Genomic DNA, 20,733 nt, shown 5'->3' with positions numbered 1-20,733 from the left:
AAACGGGGATAATCGGGAGACCGAGAGGACATGATGAAACCAATTCGCATCCTGATCATGGCTCTGGCCATCGTCGGTCTGACCCAGACCGCAACCCACGCGCAGCCGCTGCGGATCGTGATCGACGAGGGCGTGATCGAGCCCTTGCCGGTGGCGATCCCCACGTTCGTCGCGGCGGGCGGCGAGGCGGCGCAATACGCCGCCGAGATCACCCGGGTGATCGCCGCCGATCTCACCGGCACCGGGCTTTTCCGCGAAATCCCGGCTTCGGCGCATATCTCGTCGGTCACCAGCTTCGACGCCCCGGTGGCCTATGCCGACTGGAAGGCGATCAATGCGCAGGCGCTGGTGGTAGGTGCGGTCGAGATGGCCGGGGGCGGCAATCTGGTGATCAAGTTTCGCCTGTTCGACGTGTTTTCCGGGGCCGCGCTCGGCGAGGGGCTGCAATTCTCCGGCACCGTCGAGGGATGGCGGCGGATTGCCCACAAGGTGGCCGACGTGGTCTATAGCCGGATCACCGGCGAGGGCGGCTATTTCGACAGCCGGGTGGTCTTCGTCAGCGAGCAGGGGCCGAAGAACGCGCGCCTGAAACGGCTCGCGCTGATGGATTACGACGGGGCCAACGTCCAGTTCCTCACCGATTCGGACGATCTCGTGCTCGCGCCGCGGTTCTCGCCCACCGGCGACCGGGTGCTCTACACCTCCTACGAGACCGGGCGGCCGCAGATCTACGTGCTCGACGTGGCCTCGGTCAGCCGGGTGGCGCTCGATACCTCGGGCGGCAACATGACCTTCGCGCCGCGCTTCTCGCCCGACGGGCAATCGGTGGTGTTTTCGCTCGAGCAGGGCGGCAACACCGATGTCTACACGGTCGGGCTCGACGGCAGCGGTATGCGGCGGCTCACCGATGCGCCCTCGATCGAAACCGCGCCCAGCTTTTCGCCCGATGGCAGCCGGATCGTCTTCGAAAGCGACCGGTCCGGCACCCAGCAGCTCTATGTCATGCCGACCTCTGGCGGCGAGGCCAAGCGGATCAGCTTCGGCCCCGGGCGTTACGGCACCCCGGTCTGGAGTCCGCGCGGCGACCTTATCGCCTTCACCAAGCAGAACGCCGGGCGGTTTCACATCGGCGTGATGCGCACCGACGGCTCGGAAGAGCGGCTGCTCACGGCCTCCTTCCTCGACGAGGGGCCGACATGGTCGCCCAACGGCCGGGTGATCATGTTCACCCGCGAAACGCAGGGCGAAAGCGGCGCGCCGGCGCTCTACTCGGTCGACATCTCGGGGCGCAACCTGCGCCGCGTGGCAACCCCCTCGGCGGCCTCCGATCCGGCCTGGGGGCCGCTGCAGAACTGAAGCGCCCGATTCCCAATGGGCCCGCGATCTGCTACACTGAACAAAACGGGCAACAAGAACACCTTTTGAAACAGGACAAATCCGATGAAACACTTCACCATGGCTGCGATGCTGATCGGCGCGCTCGCGCTCTCGGCTTGCGACAGGAACAGCCGCTTCGGCGACGACGCTGCGACCGCGGGTGCAGGCGGCATCGTGCCGGGCTCGCCCTCCGATCCCACCTCGCCGGCCTATTTCGAGCAAACCATCGGTGACCGGGTGCTGTTTGCCGTCGACCAGTCGACGCTCAGCGCCGAGGCGCAGGACGTGCTCGCCAAGCAGGCGACCTGGCTGATGGAAAACCCCGAGTTTTCCGCGATTGTCGAGGGCCATGCCGACGAGCAGGGCACGCGTGAATACAACCTCGCGCTCGGTGCGCGTCGCGCCAGTGCCGTTCAGGCCTACCTGATCGACCGGGGCGTTGCCCCGAACCGGCTCAGAACCGTGTCCTACGGCAAGGAACGTCCGCTGGCGATCTGCTCCGACGAGAGCTGCTACGCGCAGAACCGCCGGGCGGTGACGGTGCTCACCGCTGGCGCGGGCACGAGCTGAGGCAACCGGCGCAGGAGGCGGCACGATGGCGGTTTGGGCACGGATGATCGCGGCGACGCTGGCGCTCCTGTTGCTGGCGATGCCGCTCAAGGCGCAGGACCGCGCCCAGACTCTGGCCGACATCCGGCAGGAGCTGACCGTGCTCTACGTCGAGATCCAGCGCCTCAAGGGCGAGTTGAACACCACCGGCGGCGCCTCGGCGGCGTCGGGCGGTGGTTCGATGCTCGACCGGGTGAACGCGATCGAGGCGCAGGTGACCCGGCTCACCGCCAAGTCCGAAGAGCTCGAGTTCCGCATCAACCAAGTGGTCAGTGATGGCACCAACCGGGTCGGGGATCTCGAATTCCGGCTGTGCGAACTGGAAGCGGATTGCGACATTTCCAAGCTCGGCGAAACCCCCGCGCTCGGCGGCGGCAGCTTGCCGGAGGTGACCGGCCCGGCGGCCTCGGCGATCGCCGCCACGCCCGACCCGGCCGCCGGCACCGGAACCGGGCAACTCGCGGTCGCCGAACGTGACGATTTCGATGCCGCTCAGGCGGCTCTCGAGGCGGGCAACGCAACCGAGGCGGCCGAGTTGTTCGGCCGTTTCGTCGAAGCCTACCCCGGCGGGCCGCTCACCGGCGAAGCGCATTACCTGCGCGGCGAGGCGCTGACCGATCTGGGCATGGTGGCCGAGGCCGCGCGCGCCTACCTCGCGTCCTATTCCGGCAGCCCGCAGGGACCGAAGGCCGCCGACGCGCTGTTCAAGCTCGGCGCGGCGCTGGGTGAGCTTGGCCAGATCAACGAGGCCTGCGTGACGCTGGGCGAGGTCGCCAACCGTTTCCCCGGCGCCGCGGCGGTGGCCGAGGCGCAGGCGGCGCGGGCCAGCCTGGGATGCGACTGAGCGCGGCCGACAGGCACCTTCAAGACCAGCTTTGCACCGCGCCGCACTGGCCGGAACTGCGCCGCCTCGGCATCGCGGTGTCCGGCGGCGGCGACTCGATGGCGCTTCTGCATCTTCTGAGCGCCTGCGCTCGGGAACACGGCGTGCCGGTTCTGGCCGCGACCGTCGATCACGGATTGCGGCCCGAGGCGGGCGAGGAGGCGGCCTTCGTGGCCGAAACCTGCGCGGCACTCGGCATCGGCCATGAATCCCTGCGCTGGGACGGCTGGACGGGCAGCGGAAACCTGCAGGCCGAGGCGCGCGCGGCGCGCTACCGCCTGCTCGCCGACTGGGCCGGGCGGAACCGGCTCGACCGGGTGGCGCTGGGGCACACGATGGATGATGTCGCCGAGACCTTCCTGATGCGCCTTGGCCGGGAGGCGGGGGTCGACGGCCTCGCCGCGATGGAGCCGGTTTTCGAGCGCGACGGCGCGCGGTTCTGGCGCCCGGCGCTGGGGCTGGGCCGAGAGGCGTTGCGCGGGTTTCTCACCCGCCACGGCCTTGGCTGGCGCGATGACCCGTCGAACGAGGATACCGGGTTCGACCGCGTGAAGGCGCGCAAGGTTCTGTCAGCCCTCGCCCCGCTCGGTATCGGCGCCGAGACCCTGGGCAACGTCGCCGCCAACCTCGCCGCCGCGCGCCGCGCGCTGGGGCGCTGCGCCGGCGAAACCGCCGGGCATATCGCCCGGGTCGACGCGGCGGGCGACGTGGTCTTCGATCGCGCCGGCTTTCTCGCCGCCGACCCCGAGATTCGCCGCCGCCTGCTGGCGCGCGCGATCGTCTGGGTTTCGGGGGCCGACTACCCGCCGCGGCGCGAGGCGCTGGCGGGGCTGGAAGCCGCGATCGGCGACGGCCGGACGCAAACGCTCCACGGCTGCCTCGTCTCCAGTGCCGGGCATGACCTGCGCCTTGGACGGGAATACGCCGCGGTGCGCCACACGGTCGCGCCGACCGGGGCGCGCTGGGACGGGCGCTGGCGCCTCACCGGTCCGCGGGGGGCGGCGGAAGACGGGCTGGAGATCCGCGCCCTCGGTGCGGCGTTGAAGGATTGCCCGGGCTGGCGCGACGCCGGGCTGGCGCGCGCCGCGCTGATGGCCACGCCCGCGCTCTGGCGCGGTGAAACCCTCGTCGCCGCACCCGTGGCAGGGCTGGGCGCCGGAATCTCGGCGGAAATCGACCATCCGGCGGGTGATTTCGTCACATCTTTTTTATCGCATTGAACATGGGCGCATCCTGCCTATTTTAAGAGAAACCTCCGGGCACGCCCCGGCGGAGCACTCTTCAAGGGAGACCGACTTGGGCAACGCGAGAAACTTCGCCTTCTGGATCGTGCTGTTCGTGCTGATCCTGGCCTTGTTCAACCTGTTCTCGAACAACTCGTCGACGATGGCGTCGCAGCAGGTGAACTATTCCGAATTCGTCGCCGCCGTGGATGCGGGCGAGGTCACCAAGGCCACGATCGACGGAGAAACGGTCCGCTACGTCGGCGCCGAGGGCAAGGTTTATACCACGGTCCTGCCCGGCGATGCGGAGATCACCAACCGGCTGATCGACCAGGGCATCACCGTCGAGGCCGAACGGCAGGCGCAATCGGGGTTCTTCTCGCTCCTGTCGCTGCTGCTTCCGGTGCTGCTGCTGATCGGTTTCTGGTTCTTCATGATGAACCGGATGCAGGGCGGCGGGCGCGGTGGCGCGATGGGCTTTGGCAAGTCCAAGGCCAAGATGCTGACCGAGCGCGAGGGTCGGGTGACCTTCGACGACGTCGCCGGCATCGACGAAGCCAAGGAAGAGCTCGAGGAAATCGTCGAATTCCTGCGCAACCCGCAGAAGTTCTCGCGCCTTGGCGGCAAGATCCCGAAAGGTGCGCTGCTCGTCGGCCCGCCGGGCACCGGTAAAACGCTTCTGGCGCGCGCGATCGCGGGCGAGGCGGGGGTGCCCTTCTTCACCATCTCGGGTTCTGATTTCGTCGAGATGTTCGTCGGCGTCGGCGCGAGCCGGGTGCGCGACATGTTCGAGCAGGCCAAGAAGAACGCGCCCTGCATCGTCTTCATCGACGAGATCGACGCCGTGGGCCGCAGCCGTGGCGCCGGCTATGGCGGTGGCAATGACGAGCGCGAGCAGACGCTGAACCAGCTTCTGGTGGAAATGGACGGGTTCGAGTCGAACGAGGGCGTGATCATCATCGCCGCGACCAACCGCAAGGACGTGCTCGATCCGGCGCTGCTGCGCCCGGGCCGCTTTGACCGGCAGGTGACCGTGCCCAACCCCGACATCAAGGGCCGTGAGAAGATCCTCAACGTGCATGCCCGCAAGGTGCCGCTTGGGCCCGACGTGGACTTGCGCCTGATCGCGCGGGGCACGCCCGGGTTCTCCGGCGCCGACCTGGCCAACCTGGTGAACGAGGCGGCGCTGACGGCGGCGCGCGTTGGCCGGCGCTTCGTGATGATGCATGATTTCGAACAGGCCAAGGACCGGGTGATGATGGGCGCCGAGCGCCGCTCGATGGTGCTGACCGACGAGCAGAAGGCGCACACCGCCTATCACGAGGCGGGCCACGCCATCGTCGGCCTCAGCCTGCCGAAGTGCGACCCTGTCTACAAGGCGACGATCATCCCGCGCGGCGGCGCGCTCGGCATGGTGGTAAGCCTGCCCGAAATGGACCGGCTGAACTGGCACAAGGACCAGTGCGAGCAACAGCTTGCCATGACCATGGCCGGCAAGGCCGCCGAGATCCTCAAGTGGGGCGAAGACGAAGTGTCGAACGGCCCCGCTGGCGACATCATGCAGGCCAGCCAGCTGGCCCGCGCGATGGTGATGCGCTGGGGCATGTCGGACAAGGTGGGCAACATCGATTACGCCGAGGCGGCCGAGGGCTATTCGGGCAACACCGCCGGGTTCTCGGTATCGGCCAATACCAAGGAGCTGATCGAGGAAGAGGTTCGCCGCTTCGTTCAGTCCGGCTACGAACGCGCCAAGTCGATCATCGAGGAACGTCGCGATGACTGGGAACGCCTGGCGCAGGGGCTGCTGGAATACGAGACCCTCACCGGCGACGAGATCAAGCGGGTGATCGCGGGCGAGCCGCCGCACGTCGACGACGACGAAAGCGGCAGCGCGGAGAAGGCGGACGACGAGCCCTCGGTGCTCTCGATCCCCAAGACGCGGCCGCGCAAGAAGCCGCGGGATGATAACGGGGAGCTCGAGCCCGAGCCGACCTGAAGACACCCACGAACATGACCGAAGGCCCCGGCAGCGCAGAGCTTCCGGGGCCTTCTCTATTGGGGGAGAGGCGGTGTCGCAGTCGCCGCCGTGCCCGAGCGGAACGCGAGTTTCCCATCGGTGACGCCGATTTCCCTCGAAGGCGGAACCACCCGCGGAAATGTCGGTTTTCTCCCTGTTCCCCCGCGCTGTGCTGGCTATACCCCACGGGACAGGGTGTCGCAGCCGAGGAGGAATGAACCCGTGAGCCACAAGACCGATATCGAGATCGCCCGCGCAGCCAACAAGAAACCGATCCAGGAGATCGGCCAGAAGCTGGGCATCCCAACCGAGCACCTGCTGCCCTATGGCCATGACAAGGCCAAGGTGGGCCAGGAGTTCATCAACGAGCTCGAAAGCCGGCCCGATGGCAAGCTGATCCTCGTCACCGCGATCAACCCCACGCCCGCGGGCGAGGGCAAGACCACCACCACCGTTGGCCTCGGCGACGGCCTCAACGCCATCGGCAAGAAAGCCGCGATCGCGATCCGCGAGGCGAGCCTTGGCCCGAACTTCGGGATGAAGGGCGGCGCGGCCGGCGGCGGCTACGCGCAAGTGGTGCCGATGGAAGACATGAACCTCCACTTCACCGGCGATTTCCACGCCATCACCAGCGCCCACAACCTGCTCTCGGCGATGATCGACAACCACATCTACTGGGGCAATTCGCTGGAGATCGACGAGCGCCGGATCACCTGGCGCCGGGTGATGGACATGAACGACCGCGCCCTGCGCGACATGGTGGTGGGGCTCGGCGGCGTGTCGAACGGCTTCGCCCGCCAGACCGGGTTCGACATCACCGTGGCCTCCGAGGTCATGGCGATCCTCTGCCTCGCGCAGGATCTTGACGATCTGCAGCAGCGGCTCGGCGACATCATCGTCGCCTACACCCGCGAGCGCACCCCGATCACCTGCCGCCAGATCGGCGCCGACGGGGCGATGACGGTGCTCCTGCGTGACGCGATGCAGCCCAACCTGGTGCAGACGCTGGAGAACAACCCGGCCTTCGTGCACGGCGGCCCCTTCGCCAACATCGCCCATGGCTGCAACAGCCTGATCGCCACCCGCACCGCGCTGAAGCTCGCCGACTACGTGGTGACGGAAGCCGGGTTCGGGGCCGATCTCGGCGCCGAGAAGTTCATGAACATCAAGTGCCGTAAGGGCGGGATCGCGCCATCCGTGGTGGTGCTCGTGGCCACGGTGCGGGCGATGAAGATGAACGGCGGCGTGGCCAAGGAAGACCTTGGCACCGAGAACGTCGAGGCGGTGCGCGCGGGCTGCGCCAACCTTGGCCGCCACATCGAGAACATGAAGAGCTTCGGCGTGCCGGTGGTGGTGGCGATCAACCATTTCGTGACCGATACCGAGGCCGAGGTGGAGGCGATCAAGGCCTATGTCGCCGAGCACGGCTCCGAGGCGATCCTTGCGCGGCACTGGGCCGAGGGCTCGGCCGGGATCACCGAACTGGCCACCCGCGTGGCCGAGATCGCCGACAAGGACAGCGCCCATTTCGCGCCGCTCTACGCCGACGACATGGGGCTCTTCGCCAAGATCGAGACCATTGCCAAGCGCATCTACCGCGCCGACGAGGTGCTGGCCGACAAGAAGATCCGCGACCAGCTGCGCGCCTGGGAGGAGGCCGGCTTCGGCCACCTGCCGATCTGCATGGCCAAGACGCAGTATTCCTTCTCGACCGACCCCTCCCTGCGCGGCGCGCCGACCGGCCATTCGGTGCCGGTGCGCGAGGTGCGGCTCTCGGCCGGGGCGGGATTCGTCGTGGTGATCTGCGGCGAGATCATGACCATGCCGGGCCTTCCGTCGAAACCGGCGGCGATGTCGATCGGGCTGAACGCGGCGGGGGAGGTCGAGGGCTTGTTCTGAACGGTATGCGGATGTATACCGGCGGCGAGGCCGAGATGAACCCGATCTCAGAACCCCGGAGGACATCATGCAAGACCGCGCCCCCCGCGCCGCTTTGATCGACGGAAAGGCCATCGCGGCCGATATCACACGCGAGGTGGCCGCCGAGGCGGCCACCCTGCGCGAGCAGGGCTGGGCACCGCGCCTGGTTTCGGTTTCGGTCGGCGATACCCCGGCCGCCGATCTCTACGTGCGCAACCAGCAAAAGCACGCCGAGAACGCGGGCGTCGATTTCGAGGCGCGCAGCTACCCGGCCGAAACCTCGCTGGAACAGCTCGTCGGCATCCTTCAGGGCCTCAACGCCGACCCGCGGGTGAACGGCATCATCATCCAGCGGCCCTTGCCCGACCATATCCCGGTCAAGGCGCTGCAGAAGGCGGTGCATCCGCTGAAAGACGTGGAGGGGATGCACCCCGCTTCGATCGGCAACATCGTCTACAACGATCTCGCGCTCGGCCCCTGCACGGCAGTGGCGGCGGTGGAGATCCTGAAAACCCTGCCGCTCAAGGTGGAGGGGCTCGACGTGACGGTGATCGGGCACAGCGAGATCGTCGGCAAGCCGATCGCTTTCCTGATGATGGGGCTGGGGGCGACGGTGACGGTCTGCCACCACATGACGCGCTCGGTGGCGATGCACAGCCGGGCCTCGGACGCGGTGTTCGTCGCCGTCGGCAAGGCCGGGCTGGTGACGGGCGACATGATCAAGCCGGGCGCCGCGGTGATCGACATCGGCATCAACCGGGTCGACGGCAAGACGGTGGGCGACGTCGATTTCGACAGCGTGGCGCAGGTGGCCGGCTGGCTCACCCCGGTGCCGGGCGGCGTCGGCCCGGTGACGGTGGCCACGCTGATGAAGAACGCCGTGCTTGCGACGCGGATGCAGATGGCGCATTACCGCGACGCCTTTGCGAAAACCGATTTCTGAGGAGGGCGCCATGACGGCGACAATCATCGACGGAAAGGCCTTCGCGGCCGAGGTGCGGGGCCGGGTGGGCGAGCACGTGGCGCGGCTGAAGGAAGAAAACGGGATCACCCCGGGTCTCGCGGTGGTGCTGGTGGGTGAAGACCCGGCGAGCGAGGTTTACGTGCGTTCCAAGGGGCGGCAGACCATCGAGTCGGGGATGAACTCCTATGAGCACAAGCTGCCCGCCGACACCTCTGAGGCCGATCTGCTGGCACTGATCGACCGGTTGAACGCCGATCCCGCGGTGAACGGCATCCTCGTGCAACTGCCGCTGCCCGGGCACCTGAACGAAGACCTCGTGATCAACGCGATCGACCCGGCGAAGGACGTGGACGGCTTCCACATCTCCAACGTGGGCCTGCTGGCGACCGGGCAGAAGGCAATGGTGCCCTGCACGCCGCTCGGTTGCCTCATGCTGCTGCGCGAGCACCACGGCAGCCTTTCGGGGCTGAACGCGGTGGTGATCGGGCGGTCGAACATCGTCGGCAAGCCGATGGCGCAACTGCTGCTGCGCGACAGCTGTACGGTGACGGTGGCGCATTCGCGCACCCGCGATATCGAGGCGGTGGTGCGCGGCGCGGACATCGTCGTTGCCGCCGTGGGCCGGGCGGAGATGGTGACGGGCGACTGGATCAAGCCCGGCGCCACGGTGATCGACGTTGGCATCAACCGGCTGCCGCCGGCGGAGGAGGGCGGCAAGGGCCGTCTCGTGGGCGACGTGGAGTTCGAGAGCGCGGCCGAGGTCGCGGGCGCGATCACCCCGGTGCCGGGCGGAGTGGGGCCGATGACCATCGCTTGCCTGCTCGCCAACACCCTCACGGCCACCTGCCGCGCGCATGGGCTGGCCGAGCCCGAGGGGCTGACCGCCTGAGCGCGATTGCAGGAAAAGGTAAAGAAGGGCGGCGCAATGGCCCGCCCTTTTGCATTGGAATGTCGGAAATCTGAAAGCCAGCGTGGTCAGTCGGTGAACTTCGGTGGGCGCTTTTCAAGCCCCGCCATCACCGCCTCGACCTGGTTGGGCTGGCCCACCAGCGCCTCCTGCGCGGCGCTCTCGGCGAGCAGCGCATCGGCGGCGGGCATCAGCGCCGTCTCCCCGATCAGCCGCTTGGCGGCGCGCACCGCGTCGGGCGAACGCGTGGCGATCTCCCCGGCCAGAGCTGTGGCGCGGGCGCGCGGGTCATCCGCCAGTTCCGTGACGAAGCCCCAGTCGAGCGCGCTGTCGGCGCCGAATATCTCGGCCGTGTAGGTCAGCCGCCGGATCACGTCGGACCGGGCGAGACGGGGCATCAGCACCATGCCGCCCATGTCGGGCACGAGGCCCCAGCGTGTCTCCATCACCGCGAAGCGGGTATCGGGGGCGGCGATGCGGATATCGGCGCCGAGCATCACCTGGAAACCGCCGCCGAAGGCATGCCCCCGCACCGCCGCGATCACCGGCTGGGGCAGGTCTGCCCAGACCATCGCCGCGGCCTGGAACAGGTTCGAGGCGCCGTGGCTGCGGGTCATGAATCCAACCTCGCGCGCAAGGCGGGCGATCTCGGGCATGGCGGCGGTATCGAGCCCGGCGCAGAAGCTCACACCCGCCCCGGTGAGCACGACGGCGCGGATGGCGGGTTCGCGCGCGAGGCTTTCGCCCGCCTGCACCAGCGCCTCGATCAGCGGAATATCAAGCGCGTTGAGCTTGTCGGGCCGGTTCAGGGCCACGGTGGCGACAGGCCCGTCGCGGGTGATGGTGACACGGTCGGTCATGGATTTCTCCCTTTGGCGAAGGATGGCCGTGGCCGGGCCTTGGGGCAAGACTGACGCAGCGTTCAGCGTGGCATCGGGATCGGGCGCGGCACCGGGCCGATGAGCACCGCGAGCGCGCCCGGGCCCATCAAGGTGGCAAGCACGGCATCGTCGCTGCGCAACCCGCCGGTATAGGTGCCGTAGGCGGGCAGGATCGCGCGCGCGTGGTCGACCAGCAGGCAGGGGCGCGCCCCGCCGCGCCCGCCTGCCGAGAGCCGCGCCTTGGGGTGGTAGTGCCCCGAGATCTCGCCCAATGCTCCCGGCTCGGCGATGTGCCGGAAGGTGAGGAGGCCGCGGTGCAACTCGGCGCGGTGGGTGCCGCCGAGGTCGAGCGGGCCGGGATCGTGGTTGCCCTCGATCCAGACCCAGTCACGCCCCGCCATCAGCCGGGTGAGCCAGTTGCGCGCCTCCGCGTCGAGCCCCTTCGCAGCGGCGGCATCGTCGAAGGAATCGCCAAGGCAGACTATGCAGTTGGCGCCGGTGGCCTCGATATCGGCCTCCAGCCGGGTGAGGGTGTCGCGCGTCTCGTAAGGCGGCAAAAGGGCGCCCGCATTGCGCGCGAACCGCTCCGAGCGGCCAAGGTGCAGATCGGAGACGCAGAGCAGCCCTTCGTCGCCCCAGAACAGCGCGCCGGAGGGCAGAAGCGCGAGCGACGCGCCGCAGAGGGTGAAGCTATAGGCGTTCATGCTTCGTTCTGACAGCATCCGGCCTGAAAAAGCAAGGGTGGGTGAACCGGCGCGCGTGATGCGCGCCGGTTGGCGTCGTGCCGCGTCAGGCCGCGCGGGCCGGGTCGAACCGGGTGTAGAACCGCTCGCCCGCCTCGGCCATTTCGCGCAGGAGCTTCGGCGCGGCGAAGCGGGGGCCGTGGGCGGCCTCCAGGCGATCGCAGATCTCCACCGCCTTGCCCGCGCCGATCATATCGAGCCAGGAGAACGGCCCGCCCGACCACGGCGCGAAGCCCCAGCCGAGGATCGCGCCCACGTCGCCCTCGCGGATATCGGTGAGCACGCCCTCTTCGAGCGCGCGCACCGCTTCGAGCACCTGCGCCATCATCAGCCGGTGCTGCACCTGCACAAGCTCGGGCTGGTCTTCGGCGAGCGGGAACTTCTCCACCAGCCCCGGCCAGATCCCTTGCCGCTTGCCCTTGTCGTCATAGGCGTAGAAGCCCGCACCCGCCTTGCGGCCCATCCGGCCCTGATCGGCGAGCCAGAACACCACGTCGTCCACGTCTGCATCTGGGTAGGCCTCGCCCATCGCCGCCTTGGTGGCCTTCGCGATCTTCACCCCGAGGTCGATGGAAACCTCGTCGGTGAGCTGCAGCGGCCCCACCGGGAAGCCCAGAAGCTCGGCCGAATGCTCCACCATCCACGGCGCGACCCCTTCGCCCACCATGCGGATGCCCTCGTTGATGTAGGGCAGGATGCAGCGGTTGGCGTAGAAGAAGCGCGCATCGTTCACCACGATCGGTGTCTTGCGGATCTGGCGCACGTAGTCGAGCGCCTTGGCCACCGCGCGGTCGCCGGTCTCGCGCCCGCGGATGATCTCGACAAGGTTCATCTTCTCGACCGGCGAGAAGAAGTGGATGCCGATGAACTGCCCGGGCCGGGCGCTGGCCTTGGCCAGATCGCTGATCGGCAGGGTCGAGGTGTTGGTGGCGAAGATCGCGTCTTCGCCCAGCACCACCTCGGCCTTCGCCGTGACCTCGGCCTTCACGCCGGGATCCTCGAACACCGCCTCGATCACGAGGTCGCAGCCTTCGAGCGCGGCGTAATCGGTGGTGGCGGTGATGAGGGCGAGCGTGGCTTCCTTCTTCTGAGCCGTCGCCTTGCCGCGCGAAATGCCCTTGTCCATGTAGCTTTCGGCATAGGCCTTGCCCTTGTCGGCGGCCTCTTGTCTGGCGTCGATCAGCACAACCTCGATGCCCGCCATGGCCGAAACCAGCGCGATCCCTGCGCCCATCATGCCTGCGCCGAGCACGCCCACTTTGCGCACCCGCTGATCCTCCACCCCCTCTGGCCGCACCGCGCCCTTCTCGAGCGCGCCCTTGTTTAGAAAGAGCGAGCGGATCATCGCGCCCGAGGTGGGATCGAGCACGATCTTGGTGAACCAGCGCGCCTCGATCTTGAGCGCCTCGTCAAAGCTCACCAGCGCGCCCTCGTAAACCGCCGAGAGCAGCGCCCGGGCGGCGGGGTAGACCCCCTTGGTCTTGCCATGCACCATCACCGCCGCCCCCATGAAAGTGGGGAAACCGGCGGGCGTGTAGGGCGCGCCGCCGGGCATCTTGTAGCCCTTCGCGTCCCACGGCTTGAGAAGGTCCGCGTCACTGGCGTTCAGCACCCAGTCCTTGGCCTTGGCCAGAAGCTCCCCGGGCGCGACCACCTCGTCGACCAGCCCCGCCGCCTTGGCCTTGGCAGGCGCAAGGGTCTTGCCTTCGAGCAGGTAGGGCGCGGCGGCCATCGCGCCCAGCTTGCGCACCAGCCGCGTGGTGCCGCCCGCGCCGGGGAAGAGGCCGACCATGATCTCGGGCAGGCCGATCTTGGCCTTTGTTTCGGCGGCGAAGATGCGGTGGCATGCGAGCGGCAACTCGTAGCCGATCCCCATCGCCGTGCCGGGCAGCGCCGCCACGATGGGCTTGCCGCCCTTGTGGCTCTTGGCGTCCATGCCCGCGCGCTCGATCTTGCGCAGGATGCCGTGCATCCGCATCACCCCCTCGAACACGCCCTTGGCCGGATCGCCCTCGATGGCGTCGCGCAAGGAGGCGAGGATGTTGAGGTCCATGCCGCCAGCGAAGCTGTCTTTCCCGGAGGTGATGACGGCACCCTTGATGCTGTCGTCGGAAAGCACTTCGTCGATGCAGGCGTCAAGCTCGGCGAGGCCCTCGAAGGACATCACGTTCATGCTCTTGCCCGGGCAATCCCAGGTGATGACGGCAACGCCGTCCGTGCCGGTTTTCAGTGTGAAATCAGCCATGGTTCGTCCTCCTCACACGCGTTCGATGATCGTGGCCGCGCCCATGCCCGAGCCGATGCAGAGCGTGGCAAGGCCGGTTTCGCGGTCGGTGCGCTCCATCTCGTCGAGCAGCGTCGACAGGATGATCGCGCCGGTGGCCCCGAGCGGATGGCCCATCGCGATGGCGCCGCCGTTGACGTTCACCTTTGCGGTGTCGGCGTTGAAATGGGTCAGGAAGCGCAAGACCACCGAGGCGAAGGCCTCGTTGACCTCGAAGAGATCGATATCGGAAAACTGCATTCCCGCGGCGGCCAAGACCCGTTCGGTGGCGGGCACCGGGCCGGTGAGCATGATCGTGGGATCGGTGCCGACCCGGCTGGTGGCGACGACGCGGGCGCGGGGCTTCAGCCCGTGGCGCTCGCCGAAGGCCTTCGAGCCCACCAGCACGGCCGCCGCGCCATCGGCGATGCCGGAGGAATTGCCCGCGTGGTGGATGTGCTCGACGCGCTCGAGCTCGGGGTATTTCATCAGCGCGACCTGGTCGAACCCGGGCATGACCTCGCCCATCTGCTTGAAGCTGGGGTTGAGCGCGGCGAGCGTTTCGGCGCTGGTTTCGCGGATCATTTCGTCGTGTTCGAGGATCGGCAGCCCGTTGATGTCGGTCACCGGGATCTGGGATTTGAAGCGCCCCTCCTCGGTGGCCACCTTCGCGCGGCGCTGGCTTTCCACGGCGAGGGCGTCGGCATCTTCGCGCGAGAAGCCGAAGGTCGTGGCGATGATGTCGGCCGAGATGCCCTGCGGCACGAAATAGGATTTCATCGCGAGGAACGGGTCGGCCGCGATGGCGCCGCCGTCCGAGCCCATCGGCACCCGGCTCATGCTTTCCACCCCGCCGGCGATGAAGGCCTCGCCCGCGCCGCCCCTGATCTGGTTGGCCGCCATGTTCACCGCCTCGAGGCCGGAGGCGCAGAAGCGGTTGATGCTCACACCCGGGATGCGCTCGTCGAGATCGGAGTAGAGCACTGCGGCGCGGGCAAGGCAGGCGCCTTGCTCGCCGACCTGCGTGACGTTGCCCCAGATCACGTCTTCGACGGCATGGCCCTCGAGCTGGTTGCGTCGGGCCAGTTCGTTGAGCACCAGCGCCGAGAGCCGCACGGCGGGCACCTGGTGCAGCGTGCCGTCCGGCTTGCCCTTGCCGCGGGGTGTTCGCAGGGCGTCGTAGATATAGGCGTCTGTCATGTCTCTCCCTTTCGTCTCGTGCCGGGTGCTCCGGCGGGCAAGGCCGGGGGGCGCTGCCCCCCGGACCCCCCGAGGTATTTCAGCCAGGATGAAGGGGCATGGGTGCCCATTTACCCGGCGTTAAGGTTAACGTGCCATGCTTGGAGGTGCGGGACAGGCTGAGGAGCCGATGACCGCCCAGGGTGAAGCCCCGGCGCGCGTGGACTGGATTGGCACAGTGCGCGTGCCGGGGTGGATCTGCCCTCGCCCCTTCATCCTGGCGAAAATACCTCACGGGGGTGCGGGGGTGTGAAACCCCCGCTCCGGAGATATCCGCCCGGCATGGCCTCACCGTTTCCGCGCCTCCAGCTCGGTGTTGAACAATCTCAGCCGGTGGGTGAGTTTCTCCTCGTCCATCACGCTGTCGAAATGCTCGAACAGGAAGGACAGGGCTTCCCCTTCGTCGAGGCCGGCTTCCTGCGCGAACCGTTTCAGCCGGCGGTAGCCGTCCTCGGTCATGCCGACCTGGAAGCGGCGGGTGAGGCGGAAACGCTTGGGCATCAGAACGCCTCCGCCGCCAGCGCCATCACCGGCTCGGCCCCGCTCTCGATCCGGGCGCGCAGGGCGCCGGTTTCGGGCAGGCGGCGGGCCATGTAGAAACGGCCGGTGGCGAGCTTGGTTTCGTAGAAGGCGGGATCGCCGCGGCCCTCGTCTAGGGCCGCCCTCGCCGCCTTCGCCATCTTCGCCCACATCAGCCCGATCGCCACGTGGCCGAAGAGGTGCATGAAGTCATAGGCGCCGGCGAGGGCGTTGTTGGGGGCTTTCATGCCCGATTGCAGGAAGTAGGTCGCCGCCGCCTGGAGGTCTTTCGAGGCGGATTTCAACGGTTCGAGGAACTCGGCGTTCAGCGCGTCGTCGCTTTCGTTTTCCTTGATGAAGCCTTTCACCATCTCGAAGAAGGCCATCATCGGCCTGCCGCCATCGGCCGCGAGCTTGCGCCCGACCAGGTCGAGCGCCTGGATGCCGTTGGCGCCCTCGTAGATCATCGCGATCCTGGCGTCGCGGGCGAACTGGCTCATGCCGTGTTCCTCGATGTAGCCGTGGCCACCGTAGAGTTGCTGCGCCTGCACCGCGGTCTCGAAGCCGCGGTCGGTCTGCACGCCCTTGATCACCGGGATCAGCAGGCTCACCAGCGCTTCGGCCTCGGCGTCGCCCATCCGCTCGGACCGGTCGATCAGTTCGGCGGCCCAGAAGGTGAGCGCGCGCGCGCCCTCGATGAAGCTCTTGCCCTCCATCAGCACCCGGCGCACGTCGGGGTGGACGATGATCGGGTCGGCCGGGCCTTCGGGGTTTTCCGGCCCCGTCACCGCGCGGCCCTGGAGGCGTTCGCGGGTATAGGCCACGGCGTTCTGGTAGGCGGCTTCGGCCTGCGCCAGCCCCTGCACCCCCACCGCGAGGCGGGCCTCGTTCATCATCGTGAACATCGCCCGCAGGCCCTTGTGTTCCTCGCCCAGCAGGTAGCCGGTGGCGCCATCGTAGTTCATCACGCAGGTGGCGTTGCCGTGGATGCCCATCTTCTCCTCGATGTTGCCCACGTTCACCGCATTACGCGCCCCGAGCGAGCCATCGTCGTTCACCAGCACCTTGGGCACGATGAACAGCGAGATGCCCTTCACGCCGTCGGGGCCGCCGGGGATCTTGGCCAGCACGAGGTGGACGATGTTCTCGGCAAGGTCGTGCTCGCCCGCCGAGATGAAGATCTTGGTGCCGGTGATCCTGTAGCTGCCATCCTCCTGCGGTTCGGCCTTGGTGCGCATGAGCCCGAGGTCGGTGCCGGCGTGCGGCTCGGTCAGGTTCATCGTGCCGGTCCATTCGCAGCTGACCATCTTCGGCAGCCACTTGCGCTTCTGCGCCTCCGTGCCATGCGCCCGGATCGCGGAATAGGCGCCGTGGGTGAGGCCGTGATACATGTTGAGCGCCATGTTTGAGGCGGCGAAGATCTCGCCCATGGCGGTGCCCATCAGGTGCGGCATGCCTTGCCCGCCGTAGTCCTCATCGCAGTCCAGCGTGGTCCAGCCGCCGTCACGCAGCTGGTCGAAGGCGTCGCGAAAGCCCGTGGGGGTGCGCACCACGCCGTTCTCCAGCCGGCAGCCCTCGCGGTCGCCGACCTGGTTGAGCGGCTGGAACACCTCCGATGCGAACCTGCCGCCTTCCTCGAGGATCGCGGCGGTGGTTTCGGCATCGAGTGCGTCGTAGCCGGGAATGTCGGCCTCCTGGGCGCGCAGCACCTCGTGCAGCACGAAGGCCATGTCGCGGGTGGGTGGGGTATAGCTCGGCATGGGTCGTAACCTCCTCGTTTCGGCCCTTCTGTGGCAGGGGCGCCTATTCGGCGGCGTCGTCGTGGCTCATAGAGGCGAGCATCCGCGCGCCCCATTCGATCTGTTCGCAAAGATCGCGGATTGCCTCGTCGAGCTCGGCGCGCTGGGCCTTGAGATCGGCGAGGTGCTGGCGGGCCCGCTCCATCGTGGCGCGGTATTGCGTCTGCTGCTGATCGCCGATGTCGTAGAGATCGAGCAACTGGCGGATCTCCTCGAGCGGGAAGCCGAAACGCTTGCCGCGCAGGATGAGTTTGAGCCGGGCCTGGTCGCGGCGGGTGAACAGCCGTTTCTGGCCCTCGCGCAGGGGGGAAAGAAGTTCCTTGGATTCGTAGAATCTCAGTGTCCGTGCCGTCACGCCGAAGGTGTCGCACATCTCGCGGATCGTCATCATGTCGCGGGTCATCCGGGCCTCGTTCGAAAGCCGCGCGTGGCGGCGGATCGGGGGCCATGATGCACGGCTTGACCTTTACGTCAACGTCAAGACACGGGGTCACCGCGGTGTGACGTTGCGTCTCGCGTGGATGTGAAAGCCGGTGACCGGGTCAGTCGAGTTCGCGGGCGACCTCGTCGCGCAGGGCTTCCAGTTCGGCGCGCGCGGCGCTGAGGTCGGCGATCTGGGCGTCGAGGGTTTCGAGCTGCCGGGTGGCGGCCTCGACCCAGGTGCGCATCTGCGCCTCGGTGCCCTGGTGGTCGTAGATCTCCAGCCACTGGCGCACCTGTTCGAGCGAGAAGCCGAAGCGGCGGCCGCGCATGATCAGCGTCATCCGGGCCACCTCGCGCGGGCCGTAATGGCGGCTGCGGCCCTGTTTCTCGGGGGTGAGCAACTCGATGTATTCGTAGTAGCGCAGGGTGCGCGGGGTCACCTTGAAGCGCGCGCACATCTCCTTGAAGCTGAGCTTTTCCTCTGTCATCGCCCTGGTCCCGGTTCGTGCGCGGACCCTAGGCGCGCTGGCCGGGGCTGGCAAGCGTGCGGGCGCGGCCGCGCGCACTTCGGGGCTTGCCCCGCGCGCCGCGAGAGCGAATAAACGAGGCAGGACAAGCCGGGGAGATCACCGTGTCGGAACCAGATCCGGACCGTAAGGCCATGATTGCGCGACAGTTCATCGAAGCGATCCCGCATTCGCGCGAGCTGGGAATGCAGCTCGACGAGATCGGGGGCGGCTACGCGGTGGTCTCGATGCCGTGGGACGCGCGGTTCGTCGGCGACCCGAAGACCGGGGTGATTCACGGCGGCGCGGTTTCGGCGCTGATGGACACCTGCTGCGGCGCGGCGGTGATTTCGGCGGAGAAGACGCCGGGCGTGACCGCCACGCTCGACCTGCGCATCGACTACATGCGGCCGGCCACGCCGGGCCAGCGCATCGTGGCGCGCGCGACCTGCTATCACGTGACCCGCTCGGTGGCCTTCGTGCGCGCCGTCGCCCATGACGACGACGCCGAAACGCCGGTGGCGAGCGCGGCGGGGGCGTTCACGGCGGGAGCGGGCGAAGACCGCCGACCGAGCACGGAGGCGCTGTCGTGAAACGTCCCGAACCGGTGCAGGTCATCAAGCAGCGGCGCGATACGGCGCTGGCGCGGCTGGTGAGCGGCGTGCCCTATATCGCCTGGCTCGGGATCGAGTTCGAGCGCAAGGGCGACGAGCTTACCGCGACGCTGCCCTTCACCGACAAGCTCGTCGGCAACCCGATGCTGCCGGCGATCCACGGCGGGGTGACGGCGGCCTTCCTCGAATCCACGGCGACGATGGAACTGGCGTGGCAGATGCTCTGGGCCGAGGTCGAGAGCAAACAGCTCGATCCCGAGCAGATCACCGCCGAAACCATGCCGCGCCTGCCGAAAACGATTGATTTCACGGTCGACTACCTGCGCGCGGGCCTCCCGCGCGACGCCTATGCCCGGGCCCGCGTGGTGCGCTCGGGGCGGCGCTACGCCAGCGTCCAGGTGGAGGCCTGGCAGGATAACCGCGACAAGCTCTTTGCCGCCGCCACCGGGCATTTCCTGATGCCGGCGCGCGATGACTGAGGCCGCCGCGCCCCGCCCGATCACCCACGGCCGCGTACTCAACATCGCCGTGCCGGTGGTGCTGGCCAATATCTCGGTGCCGATCCTCGGCGCGGTCGACACCGGGGTGGTGGGGCAGCTGGGCGAGGCGGTACCGATCGGCGCGGTGGGCATCGGCGCGGTGATCCTCACCGCGATCTACTGGATGTTCGGCTTCCTGCGCATGGGCACGGCGGGGCTGACGGCGCAGGCGAAGGGCGCGGGCGACGGCGCCGAGGTGGCGGCGCTTCTCACCCGGGTGCTGATGATCGGGTTCACCGCCGGCATCGGCCTGATCCTGCTGCAGACGCCGCTGTTCTTCGGCGCGTTCCTGATCTCGCCCGCCACCGCCGAGGTCGAGGCGCTGGCCGAGGGCTACATGGGCATCCGGGTCTGGTCGGCCCCGGCGGCGATCGCGCTGTTCGGCATCATGGGCTGGCTCATCGCGCAGGAGCGCACAAGGGCGCTGCTGGCGGTTCAGGTGACGATGAACCTCGTCAACATCGTGCTCGACCTGCTCTTCGTGCTCGTGCTCGACTGGGGGGTCGAGGGCGTGGCCTTTGCCACCTTCATCGCCGAATGGCTGGGGCTGGGGCTTGGCCTGTGGCTCTGCCGCGCCGCCTTCCGCCAGCCCGCGTGGCGCGACTGGCCGCGCGTGTTTGACCGGGTGCGGCTTGCCCGGATGACCCGGGTCAACACCGATATCCTGGTTCGCAGCCTGCTGCTGGAAGCGATCGTGGTGAGCTTCATGTTCTTCGGCGCGGGCTTCGGCAACGTGACGCTGGCGGCCAACCAGGTTCTGGTGCAGTTCCTGCACATATCCGCCTTCGCGCTCGACGGTTTCGCCTTCGGGGCCGAAAGCCTCGTCGGCCAGGCGCTGGGTGCGAAAAACCGCGCGGCGCTGCGGCGCTCGGCGCAGCTCAGTTCGATCTGGGGGGGCGTGATGGCGCTGGCGATGGCGGCAGGCTTTCTCGTCGCCGGTGGGCTGATCATCGACGTGATGGCGAAAGACACCGCGGTGCAGGCGGCGGCGCGCGAATACCTGCCGTGGATGGTGGCCGCGCCGATCCTCGGCTGGGCGCCGTGGATGCTCGACGGCATCTTCATCGGCGCCACAGCCACCCGCGAGATGCGCAACACCACTGCCCTGGCCGGGCTCGTCTTCCTCGCCGCGCTGGCGCTGCTGATCCCGCCTTTCGCAAACCACGGGCTCTGGGTGGCCTACCTGCTCTCCTACGTCGCGCGCGGCGTAGGGCTCGGGCTGCGCTACCCCGCGCTGGAGGCGCAGGCCGACCGCTGACCCCCCTGTGCAAGCCCCAGCGCGCCGCCTATGCTGGACCCAAGGGAGG

General features: G+C 68.2%; 19 protein-coding genes. 11 read left to right on the top strand and 8 right to left on the bottom strand.

The window, feature by feature from the left end; all coding sequences use genetic code 11:
- Positions 1-30 precede the first annotated feature (30 nt).
- From tolB to folD, 8 genes are all read left to right on the top strand, one after another.
- On the top strand, positions 31-1,356 hold the full coding sequence (tolB, locus tag IEW01_RS16050) for a Tol-Pal system beta propeller repeat protein TolB (protein WP_188529672.1): 1,326 nt from the start codon (positions 31-33) through the stop codon (positions 1,354-1,356).
- Between the two features lie 84 nt (positions 1,357-1,440).
- Positions 1,441-1,947: a peptidoglycan-associated lipoprotein Pal gene (gene pal / locus IEW01_RS16045; protein ID WP_188529670.1), complete on the top strand. Its 507-nt coding sequence runs from the start codon at positions 1,441-1,443 to the stop codon at positions 1,945-1,947.
- Positions 1,948-1,972: 25 nt separating this feature from the next.
- A complete protein-coding gene (ybgF, locus tag IEW01_RS16040; protein WP_229738315.1) occupies positions 1,973-2,830 on the top strand; it encodes a tol-pal system protein YbgF in 858 nt (285 codons plus the stop codon).
- Complete coding sequence (gene tilS, locus IEW01_RS16035; protein ID WP_188529668.1) at positions 2,821-4,089, top strand: tRNA lysidine(34) synthetase TilS; 1,269 nt, start codon at positions 2,821-2,823, stop codon at positions 4,087-4,089. Before ybgF ends, tilS begins: the two co-directional genes overlap by 10 nt.
- Positions 4,090-4,165: 76 nt before the next feature.
- Positions 4,166-6,088, top strand: a complete 1,923-nt coding sequence (ftsH, locus tag IEW01_RS16030) for an ATP-dependent zinc metalloprotease FtsH (protein ID WP_188529666.1) — start codon at positions 4,166-4,168, stop codon at positions 6,086-6,088.
- A 243-nt stretch (positions 6,089-6,331) separates the two neighbouring features.
- Complete coding sequence (locus tag IEW01_RS16025; protein ID WP_188529664.1) at positions 6,332-8,008, top strand: formate--tetrahydrofolate ligase; 1,677 nt, start codon at positions 6,332-6,334, stop codon at positions 8,006-8,008.
- 67 nt (positions 8,009-8,075) lie between these two features.
- Positions 8,076-8,972, top strand: a complete 897-nt coding sequence (locus IEW01_RS16020) for a bifunctional 5,10-methylenetetrahydrofolate dehydrogenase/5,10-methenyltetrahydrofolate cyclohydrolase (RefSeq protein ID WP_188529662.1) — start codon at positions 8,076-8,078, stop codon at positions 8,970-8,972.
- A 10-nt stretch (positions 8,973-8,982) separates the two neighbouring features.
- Positions 8,983-9,882, top strand: coding sequence for a bifunctional methylenetetrahydrofolate dehydrogenase/methenyltetrahydrofolate cyclohydrolase FolD (folD, locus tag IEW01_RS16015; protein ID WP_188529660.1), 900 nt, complete (start codon positions 8,983-8,985; stop codon positions 9,880-9,882).
- An 86-nt stretch (positions 9,883-9,968) separates the two neighbouring features.
- On the opposite strand, the gene IEW01_RS16010 is transcribed toward folD, so the two are convergent.
- The 8 genes from IEW01_RS16010 to IEW01_RS15975 form a co-directional block, all read right to left on the bottom strand.
- On the bottom strand, positions 9,969-10,760 hold the full coding sequence (locus tag IEW01_RS16010; protein WP_188529658.1) for a crotonase/enoyl-CoA hydratase family protein: 792 nt from the start codon (positions 10,758-10,760) through the stop codon (positions 9,969-9,971).
- A 62-nt stretch (positions 10,761-10,822) separates the two neighbouring features.
- Positions 10,823-11,485, bottom strand: a complete 663-nt coding sequence (gene pdeM, locus IEW01_RS16005; protein WP_188529656.1) for a ligase-associated DNA damage response endonuclease PdeM — start codon at positions 11,483-11,485, stop codon at positions 10,823-10,825.
- 85 nt (positions 11,486-11,570) lie between these two features.
- Positions 11,571-13,769 carry a 3-hydroxyacyl-CoA dehydrogenase NAD-binding domain-containing protein gene (locus IEW01_RS16000; protein ID WP_188529654.1) on the bottom strand — a complete coding sequence of 733 codons (2,199 nt, stop codon included), beginning with the start codon at positions 13,767-13,769 and terminating at the stop codon, positions 11,571-11,573.
- A gap of 12 nt (positions 13,770-13,781) precedes the next feature.
- On the bottom strand, positions 13,782-14,987 hold the full coding sequence (locus tag IEW01_RS15995) for an acetyl-CoA C-acetyltransferase (protein WP_188529652.1): 1,206 nt from the start codon (positions 14,985-14,987) through the stop codon (positions 13,782-13,784).
- 327 nt (positions 14,988-15,314) lie between these two features.
- Complete coding sequence (locus IEW01_RS15990; RefSeq protein ID WP_188529651.1) at positions 15,315-15,527, bottom strand: hypothetical protein; 213 nt, start codon at positions 15,525-15,527, stop codon at positions 15,315-15,317.
- Positions 15,527-17,305 carry an acyl-CoA dehydrogenase C-terminal domain-containing protein gene (locus tag IEW01_RS15985; protein WP_188529649.1) on the bottom strand — a complete coding sequence of 593 codons (1,779 nt, stop codon included), beginning with the start codon at positions 17,303-17,305 and terminating at the stop codon, positions 15,527-15,529. Before IEW01_RS15985 ends, IEW01_RS15990 begins: the two co-directional genes overlap by 1 nt.
- Before the next feature lie 43 nt (positions 17,306-17,348).
- Positions 17,349-17,747 (bottom strand): MerR family transcriptional regulator, encoded by a 399-nt coding sequence (locus IEW01_RS15980; protein ID WP_188529648.1) that lies wholly within the window; start codon positions 17,745-17,747, stop codon positions 17,349-17,351.
- A gap of 139 nt (positions 17,748-17,886) precedes the next feature.
- Positions 17,887-18,255, bottom strand: coding sequence for a MerR family transcriptional regulator (locus IEW01_RS15975; RefSeq protein WP_188529646.1), 369 nt, complete (start codon positions 18,253-18,255; stop codon positions 17,887-17,889).
- A gap of 173 nt (positions 18,256-18,428) precedes the next feature.
- Between IEW01_RS15975 and IEW01_RS15970 the strand changes: the two genes are divergently transcribed.
- The 3 genes from IEW01_RS15970 to IEW01_RS15960 are packed head-to-tail and all read left to right on the top strand — an operon-like array spanning position 18,429 to position 20,684.
- Positions 18,429-18,866: a PaaI family thioesterase gene (locus IEW01_RS15970; RefSeq protein WP_188529644.1), complete on the top strand. Its 438-nt coding sequence runs from the start codon at positions 18,429-18,431 to the stop codon at positions 18,864-18,866.
- Positions 18,863-19,366 (top strand): PaaI family thioesterase, encoded by a 504-nt coding sequence (locus IEW01_RS15965; protein ID WP_188529642.1) that lies wholly within the window; start codon positions 18,863-18,865, stop codon positions 19,364-19,366. The genes IEW01_RS15970 and IEW01_RS15965 overlap by 4 nt, the downstream gene beginning before the upstream one ends.
- Positions 19,359-20,684, top strand: coding sequence for an MATE family efflux transporter (locus tag IEW01_RS15960; RefSeq protein WP_188529640.1), 1,326 nt, complete (start codon positions 19,359-19,361; stop codon positions 20,682-20,684). The genes IEW01_RS15965 and IEW01_RS15960 overlap by 8 nt, the downstream gene beginning before the upstream one ends.
- Positions 20,685-20,733: the final 49 nt, after the last annotated feature.

Origin of the sequence: Sinisalibacter lacisalsi, from assembly GCF_014640115.1 — a bacterium.
In the GTDB taxonomy this organism is placed as follows: domain Bacteria; phylum Pseudomonadota; class Alphaproteobacteria; order Rhodobacterales; family Rhodobacteraceae; genus Sinisalibacter; species Sinisalibacter lacisalsi.
Note: the sequence above shows the minus strand (reverse complement) of the source record. Positions and strands in the feature narration are given on the sequence as shown.

What these genes read in the sequence shown, in the direction of transcription:
- IEW01_RS15980 (WP_188529648.1), bottom strand. Translation starts at nt 17,747, where the DNA reads ATGACCCGCGACATGATGACGATCCGCGAGATGTGCGACACCTTCGGC.
- IEW01_RS15960 (WP_188529640.1), top strand. Translation starts at nt 19,359, where the DNA reads ATGACTGAGGCCGCCGCGCCCCGCCCGATCACCCACGGCCGCGTACTC.
- IEW01_RS16010 (WP_188529658.1), bottom strand. Translation starts at nt 10,760, where the DNA reads ATGACCGACCGTGTCACCATCACCCGCGACGGGCCTGTCGCCACCGTG.
- ybgF (WP_229738315.1), top strand. Translation starts at nt 1,973, where the DNA reads ATGGCGGTTTGGGCACGGATGATCGCGGCGACGCTGGCGCTCCTGTTG.
- IEW01_RS16020 (WP_188529662.1), top strand. Translation starts at nt 8,076, where the DNA reads ATGCAAGACCGCGCCCCCCGCGCCGCTTTGATCGACGGAAAGGCCATC.
- tilS (WP_188529668.1), top strand. Translation starts at nt 2,821, where the DNA reads ATGCGACTGAGCGCGGCCGACAGGCACCTTCAAGACCAGCTTTGCACC.
- IEW01_RS15975 (WP_188529646.1), bottom strand. Translation starts at nt 18,255, where the DNA reads ATGACAGAGGAAAAGCTCAGCTTCAAGGAGATGTGCGCGCGCTTCAAG.
- folD (WP_188529660.1), top strand. Translation starts at nt 8,983, where the DNA reads ATGACGGCGACAATCATCGACGGAAAGGCCTTCGCGGCCGAGGTGCGG.
- tolB (WP_188529672.1), top strand. Translation starts at nt 31, where the DNA reads ATGATGAAACCAATTCGCATCCTGATCATGGCTCTGGCCATCGTCGGT.
- IEW01_RS15990 (WP_188529651.1), bottom strand. Translation starts at nt 15,527, where the DNA reads ATGCCCAAGCGTTTCCGCCTCACCCGCCGCTTCCAGGTCGGCATGACC.
- IEW01_RS15995 (WP_188529652.1), bottom strand. Translation starts at nt 14,987, where the DNA reads ATGACAGACGCCTATATCTACGACGCCCTGCGAACACCCCGCGGCAAG.
- pal (WP_188529670.1), top strand. Translation starts at nt 1,441, where the DNA reads ATGAAACACTTCACCATGGCTGCGATGCTGATCGGCGCGCTCGCGCTC.
- IEW01_RS15985 (WP_188529649.1), bottom strand. Translation starts at nt 17,305, where the DNA reads ATGCCGAGCTATACCCCACCCACCCGCGACATGGCCTTCGTGCTGCAC.
- pdeM (WP_188529656.1), bottom strand. Translation starts at nt 11,485, where the DNA reads ATGAACGCCTATAGCTTCACCCTCTGCGGCGCGTCGCTCGCGCTTCTG.
- IEW01_RS16000 (WP_188529654.1), bottom strand. Translation starts at nt 13,769, where the DNA reads ATGGCTGATTTCACACTGAAAACCGGCACGGACGGCGTTGCCGTCATC.
- IEW01_RS15970 (WP_188529644.1), top strand. Translation starts at nt 18,429, where the DNA reads ATGATTGCGCGACAGTTCATCGAAGCGATCCCGCATTCGCGCGAGCTG.